The sequence below is a fragment of the Aquitalea denitrificans genome, from assembly GCF_009856625.1.
GTDB lineage: Bacteria > Pseudomonadota > Gammaproteobacteria > Burkholderiales > Chromobacteriaceae > Aquitalea > Aquitalea denitrificans.
The window spans coordinates 3,062,598-3,078,983 of sequence record NZ_CP047241.1; the positions used below are offsets into that span (position 1 = coordinate 3,062,598).

18 protein-coding genes are annotated in these 16,386 nt (G+C 59.2%); 5 read left to right on the forward strand and 13 right to left on the reverse strand.

The window, feature by feature from the left end; translation table 11 throughout:
• The first annotated feature begins 27 nt into the window (after window positions 1–27).
• Entirely contained in the window at window positions 28–690 is a 663-nt protein-coding gene (locus GSR16_RS13880; protein WP_159878348.1) for an HD domain-containing protein, read from the forward strand.
• 140 nt (window positions 691–830) lie between these two features.
• Window positions 831–1,250, forward strand: coding sequence for a VOC family protein (locus tag GSR16_RS13885; protein WP_159878350.1), 420 nt, complete (start codon window positions 831–833; stop codon window positions 1,248–1,250).
• A 132-nt stretch (window positions 1,251–1,382) separates the two neighbouring features.
• Here the strand turns inward: GSR16_RS13885 and GSR16_RS13890 are convergent, their stop codons facing one another.
• The 4 genes from GSR16_RS13890 to GSR16_RS13905 all read right to left on the reverse strand — a co-directional run bounded on the left by GSR16_RS13890 (window position 1,383) and on the right by GSR16_RS13905 (window position 4,822).
• Entirely contained in the window at window positions 1,383–2,192 is an 810-nt protein-coding gene (locus GSR16_RS13890) for a MetQ/NlpA family ABC transporter substrate-binding protein (RefSeq protein ID WP_159878352.1), read from the reverse strand.
• A 108-nt stretch (window positions 2,193–2,300) separates the two neighbouring features.
• Window positions 2,301–2,987: a methionine ABC transporter permease gene (locus tag GSR16_RS13895; protein ID WP_159878354.1), complete on the reverse strand. Its 687-nt coding sequence runs from the start codon at window positions 2,985–2,987 to the stop codon at window positions 2,301–2,303.
• A complete protein-coding gene (locus GSR16_RS13900; RefSeq protein ID WP_159878356.1) occupies window positions 2,987–3,724 on the reverse strand; it encodes a methionine ABC transporter ATP-binding protein in 738 nt (245 codons plus the stop codon). The genes GSR16_RS13895 and GSR16_RS13900 overlap by 1 nt, the downstream gene beginning before the upstream one ends.
• Window positions 3,725–4,075: 351 nt before the next feature.
• A complete protein-coding gene (locus tag GSR16_RS13905) occupies window positions 4,076–4,822 on the reverse strand; it encodes an endonuclease/exonuclease/phosphatase family protein (protein WP_159878358.1) in 747 nt (248 codons plus the stop codon).
• Between the two features lie 297 nt (window positions 4,823–5,119).
• Between GSR16_RS13905 and GSR16_RS13910 the strand changes: the two genes are divergently transcribed.
• On the forward strand, window positions 5,120–7,282 hold the full coding sequence (locus GSR16_RS13910) for a methyl-accepting chemotaxis protein (RefSeq protein ID WP_240902491.1): 2,163 nt from the start codon (window positions 5,120–5,122) through the stop codon (window positions 7,280–7,282).
• 13 nt (window positions 7,283–7,295) lie between these two features.
• Here GSR16_RS13910 and GSR16_RS13915 read toward each other — a convergent pair whose 3' ends face one another.
• Window positions 7,296–7,583, reverse strand: coding sequence for a metal/formaldehyde-sensitive transcriptional repressor (locus GSR16_RS13915; protein ID WP_159878368.1), 288 nt, complete (start codon window positions 7,581–7,583; stop codon window positions 7,296–7,298).
• Window positions 7,584–7,656: 73 nt separating this feature from the next.
• Between GSR16_RS13915 and GSR16_RS21350 the strand changes: the two genes are divergently transcribed.
• Window positions 7,657–8,820 (forward strand): HoxN/HupN/NixA family nickel/cobalt transporter, encoded by a 1,164-nt coding sequence (locus GSR16_RS21350; protein WP_159878370.1) that lies wholly within the window; start codon window positions 7,657–7,659, stop codon window positions 8,818–8,820.
• 69 nt (window positions 8,821–8,889) lie between these two features.
• Here the strand turns inward: GSR16_RS21350 and GSR16_RS13925 are convergent, their stop codons facing one another.
• Window positions 8,890–9,492, reverse strand: coding sequence for a phosphatase PAP2 family protein (locus GSR16_RS13925; protein WP_159878372.1), 603 nt, complete (start codon window positions 9,490–9,492; stop codon window positions 8,890–8,892).
• Window positions 9,493–9,635: 143 nt separating this feature from the next.
• On the opposite strand from GSR16_RS13925, the gene chrA reads away from it, so the two are divergent.
• Window positions 9,636–10,970, forward strand: coding sequence for a chromate efflux transporter (gene chrA / locus GSR16_RS13930; protein WP_159878374.1), 1,335 nt, complete (start codon window positions 9,636–9,638; stop codon window positions 10,968–10,970).
• Window positions 10,971–10,973: 3 nt separating this feature from the next.
• Here chrA and nudB read toward each other — a convergent pair whose 3' ends face one another.
• The 7 genes from nudB to GSR16_RS13965 all read right to left on the reverse strand — a co-directional run bounded on the left by nudB (window position 10,974) and on the right by GSR16_RS13965 (window position 16,376).
• A complete protein-coding gene (gene nudB / locus GSR16_RS13935) occupies window positions 10,974–11,420 on the reverse strand; it encodes a dihydroneopterin triphosphate diphosphatase (RefSeq protein ID WP_159878376.1) in 447 nt (148 codons plus the stop codon).
• The gene (locus GSR16_RS13940; RefSeq protein WP_159878378.1) at window positions 11,410–12,045 is read right to left on the reverse strand and encodes a response regulator transcription factor; all 636 of its coding nucleotides are present in this window, start codon (window positions 12,043–12,045) and stop codon (window positions 11,410–11,412) included. Before GSR16_RS13940 ends, nudB begins: the two co-directional genes overlap by 11 nt.
• Complete coding sequence (locus tag GSR16_RS13945; RefSeq protein WP_159878380.1) at window positions 12,042–13,349, reverse strand: mechanosensitive ion channel family protein; 1,308 nt, start codon at window positions 13,347–13,349, stop codon at window positions 12,042–12,044. Before GSR16_RS13945 ends, GSR16_RS13940 begins: the two co-directional genes overlap by 4 nt.
• Window positions 13,350–13,377: 28 nt before the next feature.
• Window positions 13,378–14,067, reverse strand: a complete 690-nt coding sequence (gene lolD, locus GSR16_RS13950) for a lipoprotein-releasing ABC transporter ATP-binding protein LolD (RefSeq protein ID WP_159878382.1) — start codon at window positions 14,065–14,067, stop codon at window positions 13,378–13,380.
• Entirely contained in the window at window positions 14,060–15,307 is a 1,248-nt protein-coding gene (locus tag GSR16_RS13955; protein WP_159878384.1) for a lipoprotein-releasing ABC transporter permease subunit, read from the reverse strand. The genes lolD and GSR16_RS13955 overlap by 8 nt, the downstream gene beginning before the upstream one ends.
• Before the next feature lie 13 nt (window positions 15,308–15,320).
• Window positions 15,321–15,533, reverse strand: coding sequence for a hypothetical protein (locus tag GSR16_RS13960; RefSeq protein ID WP_089083135.1), 213 nt, complete (start codon window positions 15,531–15,533; stop codon window positions 15,321–15,323).
• Between the two features lie 75 nt (window positions 15,534–15,608).
• Window positions 15,609–16,376 carry a C40 family peptidase gene (locus GSR16_RS13965; RefSeq protein ID WP_159878386.1) on the reverse strand — a complete coding sequence of 256 codons (768 nt, stop codon included), beginning with the start codon at window positions 16,374–16,376 and terminating at the stop codon, window positions 15,609–15,611.
• Window positions 16,377–16,386 lie beyond the last annotated feature (10 nt).

Genomic DNA, 16,386 nt, shown 5'->3' on the forward strand with positions numbered 1-16,386 from the left:
CCCTGCCCCACCCACAGGAATACGGCCATGAATACCCAAAGCAATGCCTTGCTGCAGCACTGGCAACAACAACTGCTTACGCTGTTGCAGCAGCAGGCTCCTGACGAAGACGGCGCTCACGACCTGACGCATTTCCACCGGGTATGGGCCGCTGCCCGCCACATCATGCTGCAGCATGTCGAAGCCGATGCGCTGGTAGTGCTGGCCGCCTGCTACCTGCACGACCTGGTCAACCTGCCCAAGAATCATCCCCAGCGCGAGCAGGCATCGCGCATGGCAGCAGCCAGGGCCAGCCAGTTGCTGACGGAAAACAGCTTTCCTGCCGAGCGGATCGCAGCCGTGGCCCATGCCATTGAAGCACACAGTTTTTCCGCCAACATCCCGCCACGCAGCATCGAAGCCAAGATCGTGCAGGATGCCGACCGCATGGATGCCTTGGGCAGCATCGGCCTGGCCCGCATGTTCTACACCTCCGGCCGCATGGGCCGGCAGCTGGCACATCCGGACAATCCCTTGGGTCTGGACCGGCAACTGGATGACCGCGAATACGCGCTCGACCATATCGAAGTCAAACTGGCAAAGCTACCGGACATGATGCAGACCGCCGCCGGCAAAGCCATGGCAGCGGAACGACTGGCACGACTACTCAGCTTCCGCCAGCAGTTTGTCGAGGAGTGGCTGGCGCGCTAGTCGCTTGTCAGCACGCATGGGCAGCGTGAATAGAGCGGCGTATGATGGGGAAAAAGCTGTCCAATAAAGAAGCTGCCCTGCCGCTGCCTGCTACCTAGCCACAACGGTATTTCCGGGTGCTTCGCCAGAGGAGATGTCCCATGGAATACCACTACGGTCGACTGTTTGACCACGTTCATCTGCTTGTGCACGATCTGGCCGCCAGCAAACAGTTTTACCGTGCTGTATTGCAGGTTCTGGGCCGAGACCTGACCGCCGAAGGCCCGGACTACTTCTGGGCCGACGAACTGTTTGTCTCTACAGCGACGAGCGGGCAGCATAGTCATGTCCATCTGGCTTTCCAGACTGGCGATCCGGATTTGCCACAGCGTCTTTTTCAGGCCGGCCTTGCCGCTGGTGGCCAACTGGCCGGTCAGGATGCCAGCGGCCCACGCCTGAAATCCACTCCCCTGCTGCGTGATCCGGACGGCAATTTCATCGAAGCGGTGTTTCACAGTGGCCAACGACCTGCCAAGGCATGCTGTGTGGATAGCCCGGCTCCGTTTACCGTGTGCGAATGACTCCTACGCACCTGCTTGCAGACAAAAAAAGACGGAGGGCATTGCCCTCCGCTCAAGTCTTGTAGCCAGGAGTGTTACAAGAAAACAGTGCACGGCCCACGCTGGCGGGCCGGCATGAAAACCTCAGCTGCTTTACTTCCAGCCTTGCGGGAATTTGTAGCCCGCGTATTTCTTTTTCGCCCAGTCGCTGAAAGCCTTGCTGTTGTAAGCGGCAATCACGTCACGCGCCCACGGCTTACCCGCATCGGCAGCACGCACCACACCCCAGTTGATGTAGGCATAGCTCTTTTCCTGGAAAATGGCTTCAGTCAGCTTGATGCCGGAACTGGTGGCATAGTTGCCATTGATCACAGCAAAATCCACGTCACTGCGCGAACGCGGCAGCTGGGCCGCTTCCAGCTGGACAATCTTCAGCTTCTTCACATTGACAGCGATGTCACGCTCGGATGCAGTCAGCGGATTCACGCCCGGCTTCAGCTTGACCCAGCCCAGATCGCTTAACATCACCAGAGCACGGGCAAAGTTGGACGGATCGTTAGGTGCCGAAATGGTGCTGCCATCCTTGACCTCCTTCAGCGACTTCAGCTTGCCCGGATAAATGCCCAAGGGGGCTGTCGGCACTTGAAACACTTCTTTCAGATTCAGCTTGTGTTCCTTGGCGAAACTGTCCAGATAGGGCTTGTGCTGGAACACGTTCACATCCAGCGCACCCTCCTGCAGTGCCAGATTGGGACGGACATAATCGGTGAACTCCACCAGCTTGACCGCATAACCCTGCTTTTCCAGGATAGGTTTGACCGACTGCTTGACCATGTCGCCAAAGTCACCCACGGTGGTGCCGATCACGATTTCCTTCTTGGCCGGATCTGCAGCCAGAACCGGGCTGGCAACCGCCAGCGACAGCAACGAGGCGGCCAGCGCCTTGATAACGTATCTACGCATGAAAACTCCTTGCAATATCAGGTAAGGGAAGACCGGCCACATGCTGCATGCATCGCAATCTGGCCGGCGATGCCGGGCTGACAGTGCCGCCCGGTCTGGGTATCGGGTTTAACGCTTGTCCAGACGTGCCGCCAGTCGGTTACCGACAAACTGGATGATCTGCACGATCACTACCAGCAGCAGTACCATGGCTACCATCACGTCGGTCTGGAAACGGTAATAACCATAACGGATGGCCAGATCACCAATGCCGCCACCGCCCACCACACCAGCCACAGCGGAATAGCTCAGAAAGCTGATGGTGAGAATGGTGAGGCTGGAAATCAGCCCGGCGCGCGCTTCATTGAGCAGCACCTTGCAGATGATCTGCCAGGGGCTGGCACCCATCGCCTCGGCGGCCTCCACCACACCACGCGGGATCTCACGCAGCGTCTGCTCCACCAGCCGGGCAAAATAGGGAATCGCGGCAATCGACAGCGGGACGGCAGCGGCGACCGGGCCGATGGTGCTGCCCACCAGCAGACGGGTAAACGGCACCAGCGACACCATCAGGATGATGAAGGGGAAGGAGCGTACCAGATTGACCGTCCAGCCCAGCACGCCGTTGATCAGGCGGTTGGCAAACAACTGCCCCGGCTGCGACAGGTAAAGCAAGATACCCAGCGGGCCACCCAGCACAATGGCTGCGGCCAGCCCCACCGCCAGCATCAGCGCGGTTTCGCGGCAGGCCTGCCAGATTTCAGGAGCCATGCCAGACAGGTCGGCCAGTGCCGTGGCAAAAGTCAGTTCTTCCATTACGCAGCCTCCAGCAGGGAACGGGCCAGATCGGAACGGGCATCCACCACACCCGCACTCACCTCCACCACCTCCACCACCTTGCCGGCATCCAGCACGGCAGCACGATGGCAGATGGAACGCACCACGTGCATTTCATGGGTAACGATGACCACGGTGACACCAAAGCGCCGGTTGATATCCTGCAGACAGTCCAGAATGGACTGGGTGGTTTTGGGGTCCAGCGCAGATGTCGGCTCATCAGCCAGGATTACCTTGGGACGCGGTGCCAGCGCCCGGGCTATACCCACGCGCTGTTTCTGTCCGCCGGATAACTGGGCCGGATAGTGCCCGGCACGGTCGGCCAGGCCGACAACGTCCAGACATTCGATCACGCGGCTGGCAATATCCGCCTTGGACCAGCCGGCGATTTCCAGTGGAAAGGCGATATTGTCGGCCACGGTACGGTTGGCCATCAGGTTGAACTGCTGGAATACCATGCCTAGTTGCTGGCGGGCACGGCGTAATGCACGTGCGTCCATGGCGGTCAGGTCCTGACCGGCCACAATGACAGCACCGCTGTCGGGACGCTCCAGCAGATTGATCAGACGCAGCAGGGTGGATTTGCCTGCACCGGAAAAACCGATCAGGCCAAACACTTCGCCCGGGGCAATAGACAGCGAGGTATCGCAGACAGCATCAAACCAGCCACCATCAGGGCGGCGAAAACGCTTGCCGATATTTTGCAGATGAATCATTCAAATACTCCAGAACGCACAAAGCCCGCCAATGGTTGCGGCGGGCTGTGTGCATGGAATCTTTGAAATGCGGTAAAGATTATATAAGCAGATACTGAATCAATCCGGGGTCTGCTTACCCACGCTTTAGCTGTTTTACGCCCGCAAGCTGTGTCAAATCGGCGATTAATTTGTGATATTGAACATCAATTTTCGTATTACGTCAAGCCAAGTGCAGCAATCCTGCCAGTAACAAGCAAAAAATGCAGAAAAACGGCAAGTTTAACCTTGAATAGTCAGGATTTCGGCATGGTTTTATCAATCGACAAATACTGATGTTTCATATCGAACAGACCCCCTCCCCCCAACCGGCTATGCCGGCAGCAGCGCTGCCGTCAGCGGCAAATGGTCGGACAGACGCGACCAAGGTCGGCCATGCAATACCTCGGCACTGACCACACGCAGACCACGCACATAGATACGGTCCAGCGGCAATACCGGCAGGCGGGCAGGGAAACTCGGCACGTGCCGGCCACGATGCTGCAGGAAGACCTCCTGCAATCCGGCCTCGCTCAGACAGTCGGAGGCCTCGCCCTGCCAGTCATTGAAATCACCGGCCAGGATGATGGGTACATCCGGCGCAATTGCCTCGCGGATGTAGTGCACCAGATTGGCATACTGCTTGCGCCGGTCGCGCGCCAGCAGATTCAGATGCGCACATAAAGCAGCTACCGGCTGGCTCCAGCCCTTGGGCAGCATCATGCAGTGCAATACCCCCCGGCTTTCAAAACGGTTGACCGAAATATCGCGGTTGCACCATTCGATGATGGGATAACGCGACAGTACCGCATTGCCATGATGGCCATGCTCATAAGCGGCATTCAGGCCATACACCACCTTGTGATCCAGCCGCCGCGCCAGATAGTGATGTTGCGGCAGAATGGGCCAGCCCTCGTGCCGCAAGGAACGCAGCAGGTTCTTGCCTTGCACCTCCTGCAGGAACAGCAGATCAGGCGCAAGGGCTTCCAGCGCATGGGCAATCTCGTTGACCCGCAAATGCCGGTTTAGCGGAGACATTCCCTTATGGATGTTGTAGGTAGTGATATTCAGCGGCTTCATGGGATATCCATAGCGCAAGCAGGGGGTATCGCGCCAGTCAATTATTCAAAAAATGTCAGATTTTGACGCGCGACAAGCAAGGATCGACTTGCACCAATCATACGCAGTCATGCACCAGCATGGAATTTTTGCACCACAAATACGCACTGCATAAAGAACATTGTATGCAATTGCTTACAAATAGCCGCATTTGCAATTATTTTCTGTTAAATGATGGCGAAATCAGGCATGCAATCTGCTAGATACGACACCGGCACATACTTGCCACTGCCTTTCAATTGCCGCAGGAGAGCTGTAATGAATCTGACCAGTCATCGCATGGCCTTGAGCCCGGAAGAAAAACGCTGGCTGCCCTGGACAGGCAGCAGCGGAAAACTGGCAATGCGGCTGGCCTGTTTTTACAACCAGGATCGCTATCAGGCACTGGAAAGCGTTTTTGACAATTTTGCCCGGCTGCGGGTACAGATCCTGCAACAGTGGGCAGAGCAGCAATGGCAGCAACTTGAAGGCATAGCGCTGCGACTGTCAGCCTGCGACAGCCCGCAATTGCAGGGCGAACTGGCGCGCCAGCTGGATGCCTTGAGCGACTTTACCGAACTGTTCATTCTGCAGCAGGACAAGCAGCTGCTGGCGGGTAGCCATGGCCTGTTTCAGGATCTGCCAGGGCCGTATGCCACCGCACTGGACCATGGATGCAAGCAGCGCTTTCTGCTTGGCCCGTATCGCGATGCCCGCACCTTGCAACTGGGGCCGCGCAGTTCGACTTTTCATGATGCAGTCACCCTGCTGTTCATGTTGCCTGTGCGTCTGCCCGGGCAGCTTGATGCCTGCCTGTGTGCACGCCTGCCCAACGATGTGCTTGGCGACCTGATCCAGCGCGAGGCCGGACATATCTTTCATGAGTCCGGTGATAACTATCTGTTCATGGTGCAGTCGCGCTTTGACTCAGCCATTGCGCCAGGCACTGCTCTGTCCCGCTCACGCTTCGAGGACCGCACCTTCAGCGGCGGCGACAACCTGAAAGATGGGATCAAGACAACCTACGGCGTGGTGCGTGTACAGCAGCATACCGAGCTGGAGCTGATCTTCAACGACCCGGCCACCGGCAATTTGCACCCTGGTGTACGCGAAACCATCCGCCACGGTGAAAACCTGTTTGTCACCTATCCGGGCTATGCCGACTACCGCCATATCCCCGTGATCGGCAAGGGTATACGCTTCCAGTTGCCAGGCTCGCCAGACGTGTGGGGCATCATGTGCGAGGCCGACCTAGCCGAGGTTTACCGTTACCGCTCGGTCAGCCAGCAACTGATGAAGGGCTTTGTCGGCGTTCAGGCCGGGCTGCTGACCCTGGGCTATGCGGCACAAAGCCTGCTGGCACCCAGCCCGGTAGTGCAGCTGCTGATCGGCATCCTGCTATTGCTGGCTGGTGCGCTGCTGTACCGCCAGGGCTTCACCCGGCCACTGGCGCAACGCCTGCGCGGCATCAGCGGCATGGTACGCAATATTGCCGAAGGTGACGGCAACCTCACCCTGCGCGTAGAGCGCAACCAGCTGACGGCAGATGAAACCGGCGTGATGGCGCAGTGGGTTAACAGTCTGATCGACCAGTTCGACCGCACGCTGGGGCAGCTGGTACGGCTAAGCCAGTCGCTGCAGCAGCGCAACCGCGACATGGCCGAGCACAATGCCGCCACGGTAACGGCAGCCAGCCAAGTACTAAGTACCGCGGACCGTACCCGGGACGGCCTGGGTCAGCAACAGCAGGTGCTGGATCAAGCCAACCACAACGCCAGCGGCATGGAGCAGGCCATGCAGCAACAGCGCCAGTTGGCACGCCAGCAGCTGGATACGGTAAACCAGAGCACGTTGGGCATTCGCGAAACCGTGGGACGTTCTGCCCAGACCATCGCCCAGCTCAGTGATAGCACCCGCGAGATCGAACAGGTGCTGAGCTTGATTCAGGAAATTGCCAAGCAGACCAATCTGCTGGCGCTGAATGCCGCCATTGAAGCTGCCCGTGCCGGGGAGAGCGGTCGTGGCTTCGCCGTAGTAGCGGACGAAGTACGCAAGTTGGCTGAACGTACCAGCCAGTCCACGCTGGAAATCGATCGCATGATACAGCGCGTACAGCATCAGGCAGCGGAGGCGGTGGAGTCCATGCAAAGTGGCATGAGCCATCTGGAACAGGGTTTGCAGCTGGCAGAAGCATCTGCTGGAGAAAACATCGAGGTGCAACACATCGTGCGCAGCCTGCTGGACACCATCAACCAGCTAACACACAGCGGGCTGGAACACGCCAGTGCCACGGCGGAAATCGGCACGGTGGCAGCCACCATGCATGTAGCACAACAAAGCCTGTCTGACTGCGTGGATCATACCCGCCACACCATCAGCATGCTGGGTGAACTGGCGGGCCGCTTCCAGGTGAGCGGCAGCAGTGCAAAGCAGGTGGCGTAGAAGCAAATACCCCTTACTTGAGATAGGAACGCACGATACGCATTACCTGATCTACCTCCTGCTGTCGCGCCGGGTCCAGCTCTGGTGCGGCGGCACCATCCAGCAGCAGGTGTTCGCGCAGATGCCCTTCCAGCACTTCGGCCATCAGCCCGTTGACGGCACCGCGGATGGCGGCAATCTGCTGCAGCACTGCCATGCACTCCTCCCCCTCCTCCAGCGCGCGCTCAATGGCAGCGGCCTGCCCTTTGATGCGTCTTACCCGTGCCAGTAATGGCTTTTTTCCTTTGACGGTATGTCCCATGCTGCAATTTCTTTCTCAAAATATACTGGGGTGGAGTATATTGCCAGGCAATGTTCATTGTGAATCCGACATCATGCCACCTCTTTTACAACTGATACAGCAAGGTTCCAGCAACCTGTGGCTGTTCATTCCCAGCGCCATCATCCTGGGGGCCTTGCACGGGCTGGAACCCGGGCATTCCAAAACCCTGATGGCATCCTTCATCATCGCCATCCGCGGCAGCATCGCCCAGGCCGTGCTGCTGGGCCTGTGCGCGGCGCTGTCGCATTCGCTGGTGGTCTGGCTGCTGGCTGCTGCTGCCCTGCACTTTGGCAACCAGCTGCTGGTGGAGCAGGCCGAGCCATGGTTGCTGCTGCTCTCCGGCCTGATCGTGCTAGGCATTGCCGGCTGGATGCTCTGGCGCACACGGCTGGATAATCTGGCAGCCCGCGCCTGGCAACAGGCACCGCATGGCGGCAAGGTCATCAATACCGGACATGGCGTGGTGGAGTTACTGCTGGACACCAGCGCACCCGCGCACTTCCGCCTTTACTGCTACACCCCGCACATGCGGCCACAGCGGCCTGCTGCCGATGTGCGCTATGTATTGCAGCTGTGGCGCGATGATGGCAGTGAAGAAACTCATGTACTGCAACAGCAGGGCGACTATCTGCAATCAGCCAGCACAACGGCGGAACCACACCGGTTTGATGTCACGCTGGACATGCAGCATGGCGATCACAGTCACCGTTTTGCCGTCCGTATCGGTGCTCCCGCCGCACAGCGCTACCGCCAGCAGGGCAGCAGGGCTGCGGCCATGCGACCGGCAATCACGACAGGCCGCCAGTTGTCACGGCAAAGTCAACCGGAATCGGGCTATCAGGATGCCCACGAAAAAGCCCATGCTGATGAAATTGCCCGCCGCTTTGCCGGCCAGCCGGTCAGCACCGGCCAGATTGCCCTGTTTGGCCTGACCGGTGGCCTGATGCCCTGCCCGGCCTCGGTCACCATCCTGCTGCTGTGCCTGCAGCTCAAGCGGGTGGCACTGGGGATCACCATGGTGGCGTCCTTCAGCCTGGGGCTGGCAATTTCGCTGGTCAGCGTCGGGGTGATTGCTGCCTGGGGAGCCCAGAAGCTGGGACAGAAAATGGGCTGGCTGGATGGCGTGGCACGACGCCTGCCCTATCTGTCCAGCCTGCTGATGATGGTGATTGCGCTGATAATGATGGTGCAGGGCTGGCGGCAGCTGACGGCCTGAACTGACCGGCCAGCAACCATGAAAAAACGAGGCCTATGCCTCGTTTTTTCATACGGTGCAAACCGCTACTCAAGCCTTGAGCCAGCCACGTGCAATCGGCTTGGCCAGCAGGCAACGGTAGCTGTGATTGAGCACGGTAAACAGGCGCGAACCAAACAAGGGCCAAGCCTTGTGCAGCAGCCAACTATAGGGCAGCGACAACAATATGCCACCCAGAATGTCCAGCGGCCAATGTACGCCCAGATAAATACGCGACAGCCCCACCAGTACGGTCAGCCCCAGCAGCAGCTGCCCCAGCCCCGACTTGCCAGCCAGCCAGAAGGCAAAGGCGGTGGTGGCAAAAATGGTTGCGTGATCACTGGGAAAGGACGGGTCTGCCACATGATCGATAAAGCGATAACCCAGGCCGATGGCGAAGGGACGCGGGTGATCCCACAAGGCACCGATCAGCAGGTTAAACAGCAAGGCAAGGGCAACGCTGCTCAACACCTTGAGCGCGCGCTCGCGCTGGGATGCATCACCCCATACCCACATCAGCAGCAGCATGGCCGGAATCAGCAGGATCAGGTATTTGGCAAAAAAGATGGCCAGCTTGATCATCAATGCCGAAGAGGCCGGCGTTGCGTTGACGAGCAGGAAACAGGCCTGATTGATGCTTTCCAGTGCAGACATGACAGTTAGGTTACATAAAGAGAAAAACGGATTGTAACGGCACTGTCGGCTTACTGTCCTTGCCTGTTTTGTGACGAAGTTTGTCATTGCCAGTTAAAGTGCTGACAATCCAGTCAGCCTCTCTACGACCAGCCGGGATCCACATGAGCCAAGCCCCAGAACATCAGCCGCCACCCCCCGTCAGCCTGCGCCAGGCTTTTTCCTTCTGGCTGAAGCTGGGTTTCATCAGTTTTGGCGGCCCGGCCGGACAGATTGCCATCCTGCATCAGGAGCTGGTGGAAAAACGGCGCTGGATTTCCGAACGGCGCTTTCTGCATGCGCTCAACTACTGCATGCTGCTGCCGGGGCCGGAAGCACAGCAGCTGGCCACCTATATCGGCTGGCTGATGCACCGCAGTGCGGGAGGAGTCATCGCCGGCAGCCTGTTTGTGCTGCCTTCACTGCTCATCCTGATCGGCCTGTCGTGGATTTATCTGGCCTTTGGCCACCTGCCCTTGCTGGTAGGACTGTTTTATGGGCTAAAACCGGCCATTGTTGCCATCGTGCTGCAGGCAGCCTTGCGCATTGGCCAGCGGGCACTGAAAAACCGCGCACTATGGCTGCTGGCGCTGGCTGCTTTTCTGGGCCTGTCACTACTTCACCTGCCCTTTCCACTGATCATTCTGTCCGCCGCGCTGGCCGGCTGGCTGGCCAACCGCCGCTGGCCGGCGTTATTTACCATGACCAAAGACAATCATGGCAAACCGGGAGTGCATTTCGGCCCGGCGCTGATCGACGATGACACCCCAACACCGGCCCATGCCCGTTTCAGCCGCAGCGGGCTATTGCGGGTGCTACTGGCCGGCTGCCTGCTGTGGTTCGCCCCCATGCTGCTGCTTTACAGCCAGTTGGGCTGGCAGCATCCCTTCACTCAGATGAGCTGGTTTTTTACCAAGGCAGCCTTGCTGACCTTTGGCGGTGCCTATGCGGTACTGCCCTATGTGTATCAGGGTGCGGTGGCGCATTACGGCTGGCTGAGCGCCGGGCAGATGATGGATGGCCTGGCGCTGGGTGAAACCACGCCGGGTCCGCTGATCATGGTGGTGGCGTTTGTCGGTTTCGTCGGCGGCTACCAGCATGTGGGTAACCTGCCACCCGGGCTGGCCGGCAGCCTGGCTGCCACGCTGGTGACCTGGTTTACCTTCCTGCCATCCTTCCTGTTCATCCTGGCCGGAGGGCCGCTGATCGAACGCAGCCACGGCAGTCAGGCGCTCACGGCACCGCTAAGCGCCATCACGGCGGCGGTAGTCGGAGTGATTGCCAATCTGGCGCTGTTTTTTGGCTGGCAGGCGCTGTGGCCGCATGGCTGGCAGGCGGGTCCGGACTGGACGGCACTGCTGATTGCACTGGCCACTGCGGTGGCCTTGTTGCGTTACAAGCTGGGCATCATTCGGGTGATGGCAGTCGCGGCACTCTGCGGCTACCTGCTGCACCCTTGAGGCTTATACCAGGCCAAGCCGGCTGGGCAGCATGCGAATGGCGGTGGCATTGGAAGGGGAAAACACCAGCTCGGCCGCCTGCTGCCACGGCAGCCATTGCTGGGCGGTGTGCTCGCCCGGAGCCAGTTGCACGCTTTGCGGCTGCGCCAGTTGCAGACCAAACACGTACTCGTCGTTATGCGTGACCCCGGCAGGATAGCGATGACGCCAGTGCGGGTAGATTTCGTAGCGGTTATGCAGCTGCCAGTCGCTCAGCACGTGCTGGTGGGCATCCAGCGCAGTTTCTTCCAACAGTTCGCGCCGGGCGGTATCCAGCAGGCTTTCGCTGCCTTCACGGCTGCCGGTGACTGATTGCCAGTAGCCTGGCTTGTCCGCCCGTTCGATCAGCAAGACCTGGCCATCCATGGTGTGGATCACCACCAGCACCGACACCGGTTGCTTAGTGCCCATCGTTGCGGCCCCCGCCATTATCAGCTTGACTGGCGGCCAGCAGGCCTGCCAGCTCCACCGCTGATTTGACGCCCATTTTCTCGAATACGCGCGAGCGGTGGACTTCCACCGTTTTCATGCTGATGGAGAGATCTTCTGCAATCTGCTTGTTGAGCTTGCCCAGCAAAATCAGTTGCATCACTTCCTTCTCGCGCTCGGTGAGCTGTGCCAGCAGTCCACCCACGCGCTGGCGGCGGGCATGGCTGGCACGGTTGGCTTCGTCCTGCCGCAGCATTTTCTCCACACGCGCCAGCAGCACTTCGTCATCGAAGGGCTTTTCCATGAAATCCAGCGCGCCCAGCTTGATGGCGGCCACTGCATGCGGCACATCGCCATGTGCCGTAAGCATGATGGCCGGCGGGCAATAGGCCAGATCAGCCAGTCGCTCCAGCAGCATGATGCCGGACATGCCGGACATGCGCAGGTCGACAATCAAGCCGTTGAAGCTGATGTCCGGGCCGGTGGCCAGAAACTCCTCGGCGCTCTCGAAACCGCTCACCTGATAACCCTGGCCATCCAGCAGCCAGATCAGCGCCTGCCTGACGGCAGCATCATCATCCACGATGGCCAGTTTTTTGCCGCTCATGCCTGTTCTCCCTTGCCGGGCAGCGCCACGGCCACATCGCTGACAATCCGCACATCCCGCTGCGGATAAGGAATTTCGATTCCCAGTTCCTTGAAACGACGCCAGATGGCCAGGTAGATTTCCGAACGCAAGCCCATGAAACCGTTTTCCGGGTCCTTGACCCAGATGCCCAGTTCCAGATTAATGCCGCTATCGGCAAAGGCAGTGACAAAGGCGGCTGGTGCCGGGTCGGCCTGTACCCGCGGGTTTACGGCAGACTCACGCAATACCGCCAGCGCCTGGTCAAGATCGGTACCGTAATCCACCTGGATAGGTAGACTGATCCACATTGCCTTGTCCGAGTAGGACTGGTTGATCACGGTATTGGAAATCAGCGCGTCATTCGGCACCAGTGCTTCCGAGCCATCGGCGCTCTTGAGCACCACGTAGCGCGAGGTAATGCGCGTGACGTAGCCAACGCGGTTGTCCACCATCAGGCGGTCGCCAATGCGGATGGAGCGGTCCAGCAAGATGATGAAGCCGGACACATAGTTGCTGGCAATCTTCTGCAGACCGAAACCCAGCCCCACACCCAGCGCGCCACCAAATACTGACAGCACGGTGAGGTCTATCCCCACCACTGGCAGGGCGATGAGCACCGCCACCACAATCAACAAGGTACGCGCCATCTTGGCAAACACGATGCGCAAGGACAGGTCCATGTGCTTGAGACCCATCACACGGGCTTCCAGCACACGGCTGACCCACAAAGCCACCACCACGATGATGGACACCCACAGCATGGCGTTGAGGATGGTGAGCAAGTCCAGATGGGTTTTACCCACACTGAAGGATACCGACTGCAGCCAGTCCAGCATCACATCATCAAAGCCGATGGCCCAGCTGACAAAGCCCAGCCACAGCACACTGGCAATGAAGTGTTCCGAATTGCGTTCGAATTTGCCTTGCGGCAGCGCCTGGCGCATCACCGCGGTAAACAGGCGGATCACCCCCAGCCAGAACAGCATGGCGGTAAACAGTGGCAGCAGGTGCGGACGGCTGTGAGTCAGCCAGTTCCAGCCCAGAATACTCAACAGCATGCAGCCCAGCGCCACACCAGGCAACACCAACCGGAAGGCCGCGTAAGGGACGAAGCGTTCATAGCGCTCGGGATGATGCCGGAAATAGCCCTGGAAGGTGCTACGGGCAGCAAAAACCCCCAGCAGCAAGCTGAAAACGCCAAGCAGCAATTGCATCAACCCGGGACCGGTCTGCAGCGCCTGCAGTACCAGATCAAAATCCATTTCTTCACGCACAAACAGCATTGTTTTCTCCGTATCGCACCCTGACGGCTCAAGCGCTCAGCACTGCGTCCTGCAAACGGCCTTCAACCAATCGCAAGGTACGCTGCGCACGGGCGGCCAGCTCCAGATCATGGGTCACGATCACCAGGCTGGTGCCCAGACCCTCGTTCAGCTCCAACATCAGGTCAAACACCTGATGGGCGGTCTGGTAATCCAGATTACCGGTGGGCTCGTCCGCTAGCAGGCAGGCCGGCTGGGTCACCAGCGCCCGCGCAATGGCAGCACGCTGGCGTTCACCACCAGACAGCTCGCCCGGCTTGTGTTGCAGACGCTGGGCCAGGCCAACCCGCGTCAGCATGCTGGCCGCTCGCTCTTCGGCTTCCTGGCGCGGCAGGCGACGAATCAGCAAGGGCATCATCACGTTTTCCAGCGCGGAGAACTCCGGCAACAGATGGTGAAACTGGTAAACAAAGCCCAGCGACTGGTTGCGCAAAACGCCACGCTCGGCCTCGGACAGGCCGGCCAGATCGCGCCCCAGCACCTCCACGCTGCCCTGGCTGGGGGTATCCAGCCCACCCAGCAGGTGCAACAGCGTGCTCTTGCCCGAACCGGAAGCGCCGACAATGGCCAGCCGCTCGCCCTTGTCCACGCTCAGCGACACATCGGACAGCACGGTCAGATTCAGCCGCCCTTCGCTATAGGTTTTGCCCAGATTGCGGCAGTTCAGCACATTACTCATAGCGTAGCGCCTCCGCCGGCTGGGTGCGGGCCGCACGCCAGCTGGGATAAATGGTGGCCAGCAAGGCCAGCAGCAGGGCAATCACGGTGATGGTGCTGACATCGCCCAGCTGCACATCGGAAGGCAGGTAATCAATCATGTACACCTCGCTGGACAACAGCTTGGTGCCCAGTATTTTCTCGATGAACGGGACAATCACGTCCAGATTCAGTGCCACGACAACACCGCCGACCACCCCGGCCAGCGTACCGCTGACACCGGCCACCGAGCCCTGGATCATGAAAATCTTCATGATGCTGGACGGTGCCGCGCCCAGAGTGCGCAGGATGGCGATGTCGGCCTGCTTGTCAGTCACCACCATCACCAGGGTGGACACCAGATTGAAGGCCGCCACCGCCACGATCAGGGTGAGGATGATGGTCATCATGCGTTTTTCAATCTGCACCGCGCGGAAGTAATTGGCATTGGTATCGGTCCAGTCGCTCACCTGCGCCTGCTGACCCAGCGCCTGCTGCAGATTGGCCTTGACCAGCGGGGCCAGCATCGGGTCATCCAGCTTCAGCCGCACGCCACTGACGGTATCCCCCATGCGCGACAGCACCTGCGCGTCCTGCAGATGAATCATCGCCAGCGAGGCGTCGTACTCGAACATGTCCACCTTGAAAATGCCAATCACGGTGAACTGCTTGTAGCGCGGAATCATCCCGGCAGGCGTGACCGTGCCTTCCGGGGTAAACAGGGTCACCTTGTCACCCAGCCCCACATTCAGCTGCCGCGCCAACTCCACCCCCAGCACGATGCCGAAGCTGCCGGGCTTGAGCGCCTCCAGCTTGCCACGCAGCATGTGCTGACCCACATCCACCACCTTGTCTTCCAGTACCGGCTCAATGCCGCGCACCATACCGCCACGCACATTGCCATAGGCAGAAAACAGGCCCTGGCCGTTGACGAAGGGTGCTGCTGCCAGCACATGCGCATCGCGTTCCGCCACCTTGGCCATGCTCTGCCACTGCGCCAGCCGGCCATCGAAAGCAGAGATTTCCACATGCGAGGCCACACTGAGGATACGGCCACGGATTTCCTTCTGGAAACCGTTCATCACCGATAGCACGATGATCAGGGCCGCCACACCCAGTGCGATGCCGACGATGGAAATGAGGGAAATGAAGGAGATGAAACCATTACGCCGCTTGGCGCGCAGATAACGCAGTCCGATCAGGACTTCAAATGGCCATTGCATGCCGACTTGCCTTTCAGGACTGGTAGGGGTTGTGCAGGCTTTGCATCAGGCGTACCAGAAAGTCCTTCACCTGGCCTTCATCGCAGCCCATCAGGATGGCATCTTCCAGCGCGTCCTGCGCCATCTGCTGCAACTCCTCCAGGTTTTCGTTCATTACCTTGATTTTTTCCACACAGGCAACAATGCCGCCCTGCGGGTCTTTCCAAACCGGGATTTCAATATTCATGGCCATGCCTGGCTATTCCTGAAAACGCAATGCCCGCACAGGCGGGCATCGTGATGATGACAGACCGCCAACCTTTCAGTTGGCCGGCTTTTTCTTTTTACCGTGACCGGACTTGCCCGCCTTGGCGGGCTTGCTGCTCTTGTCCGCCTTGCCGGCCTGCTTGCCACCCTTTTTCTTGCTGGCGGACGCTTCGGCAACGGGCTTGCATTTCTTGCCCTTGCGGCACTTCATTTTTGGCGCTGCCGCACCACCACTTGGCGAGGCCACGGCATCATTACCGGCATCGGCCTGGTCAGCAGCGGCAACTGTATTGACATTGCTGCGGTTGATACGACGTGCACCATTCCAGCGGCTTTGCCAATAGCTCTGGTTCATGTTCACCACTTCGATATTGCGACCGGTACGCGGCGCATGGATGAACTTGCCATTGCCCATATACATGCCGACATGGGAATAAGCGAAACCACGGGTATTGAAGAAGACCAGATCACCAGCAACCAGTTCACTTTTATCAACGGCCTTGCCAATGTGCGCCATCTCGGCCGAGGTGCGCGGCAAATTGACCTTGAGGGATTTCTGGAATACGTAACGGACAAAACCGCTGCAATCCAGACCGCTGACCGGCGAATTGCCACCAAAACGATAGGCAACGCCCAGCAGACTCATGGCCTGCAGCAGCAAATCTCCTACAGCATCCTCGCCAGGCGAGGCATACTTGGCAATGGGGTCTTCCGAGGCCTCGACCTTGGGCCGTGCGTCCTGCGCAGTTTTTTCAGGTGCGGCCTGGGCAAAAACCATGACGCCAGCAAGCATCACGGCGAGTAATCGGAGTTGCAATTTCATAGGCCGCACT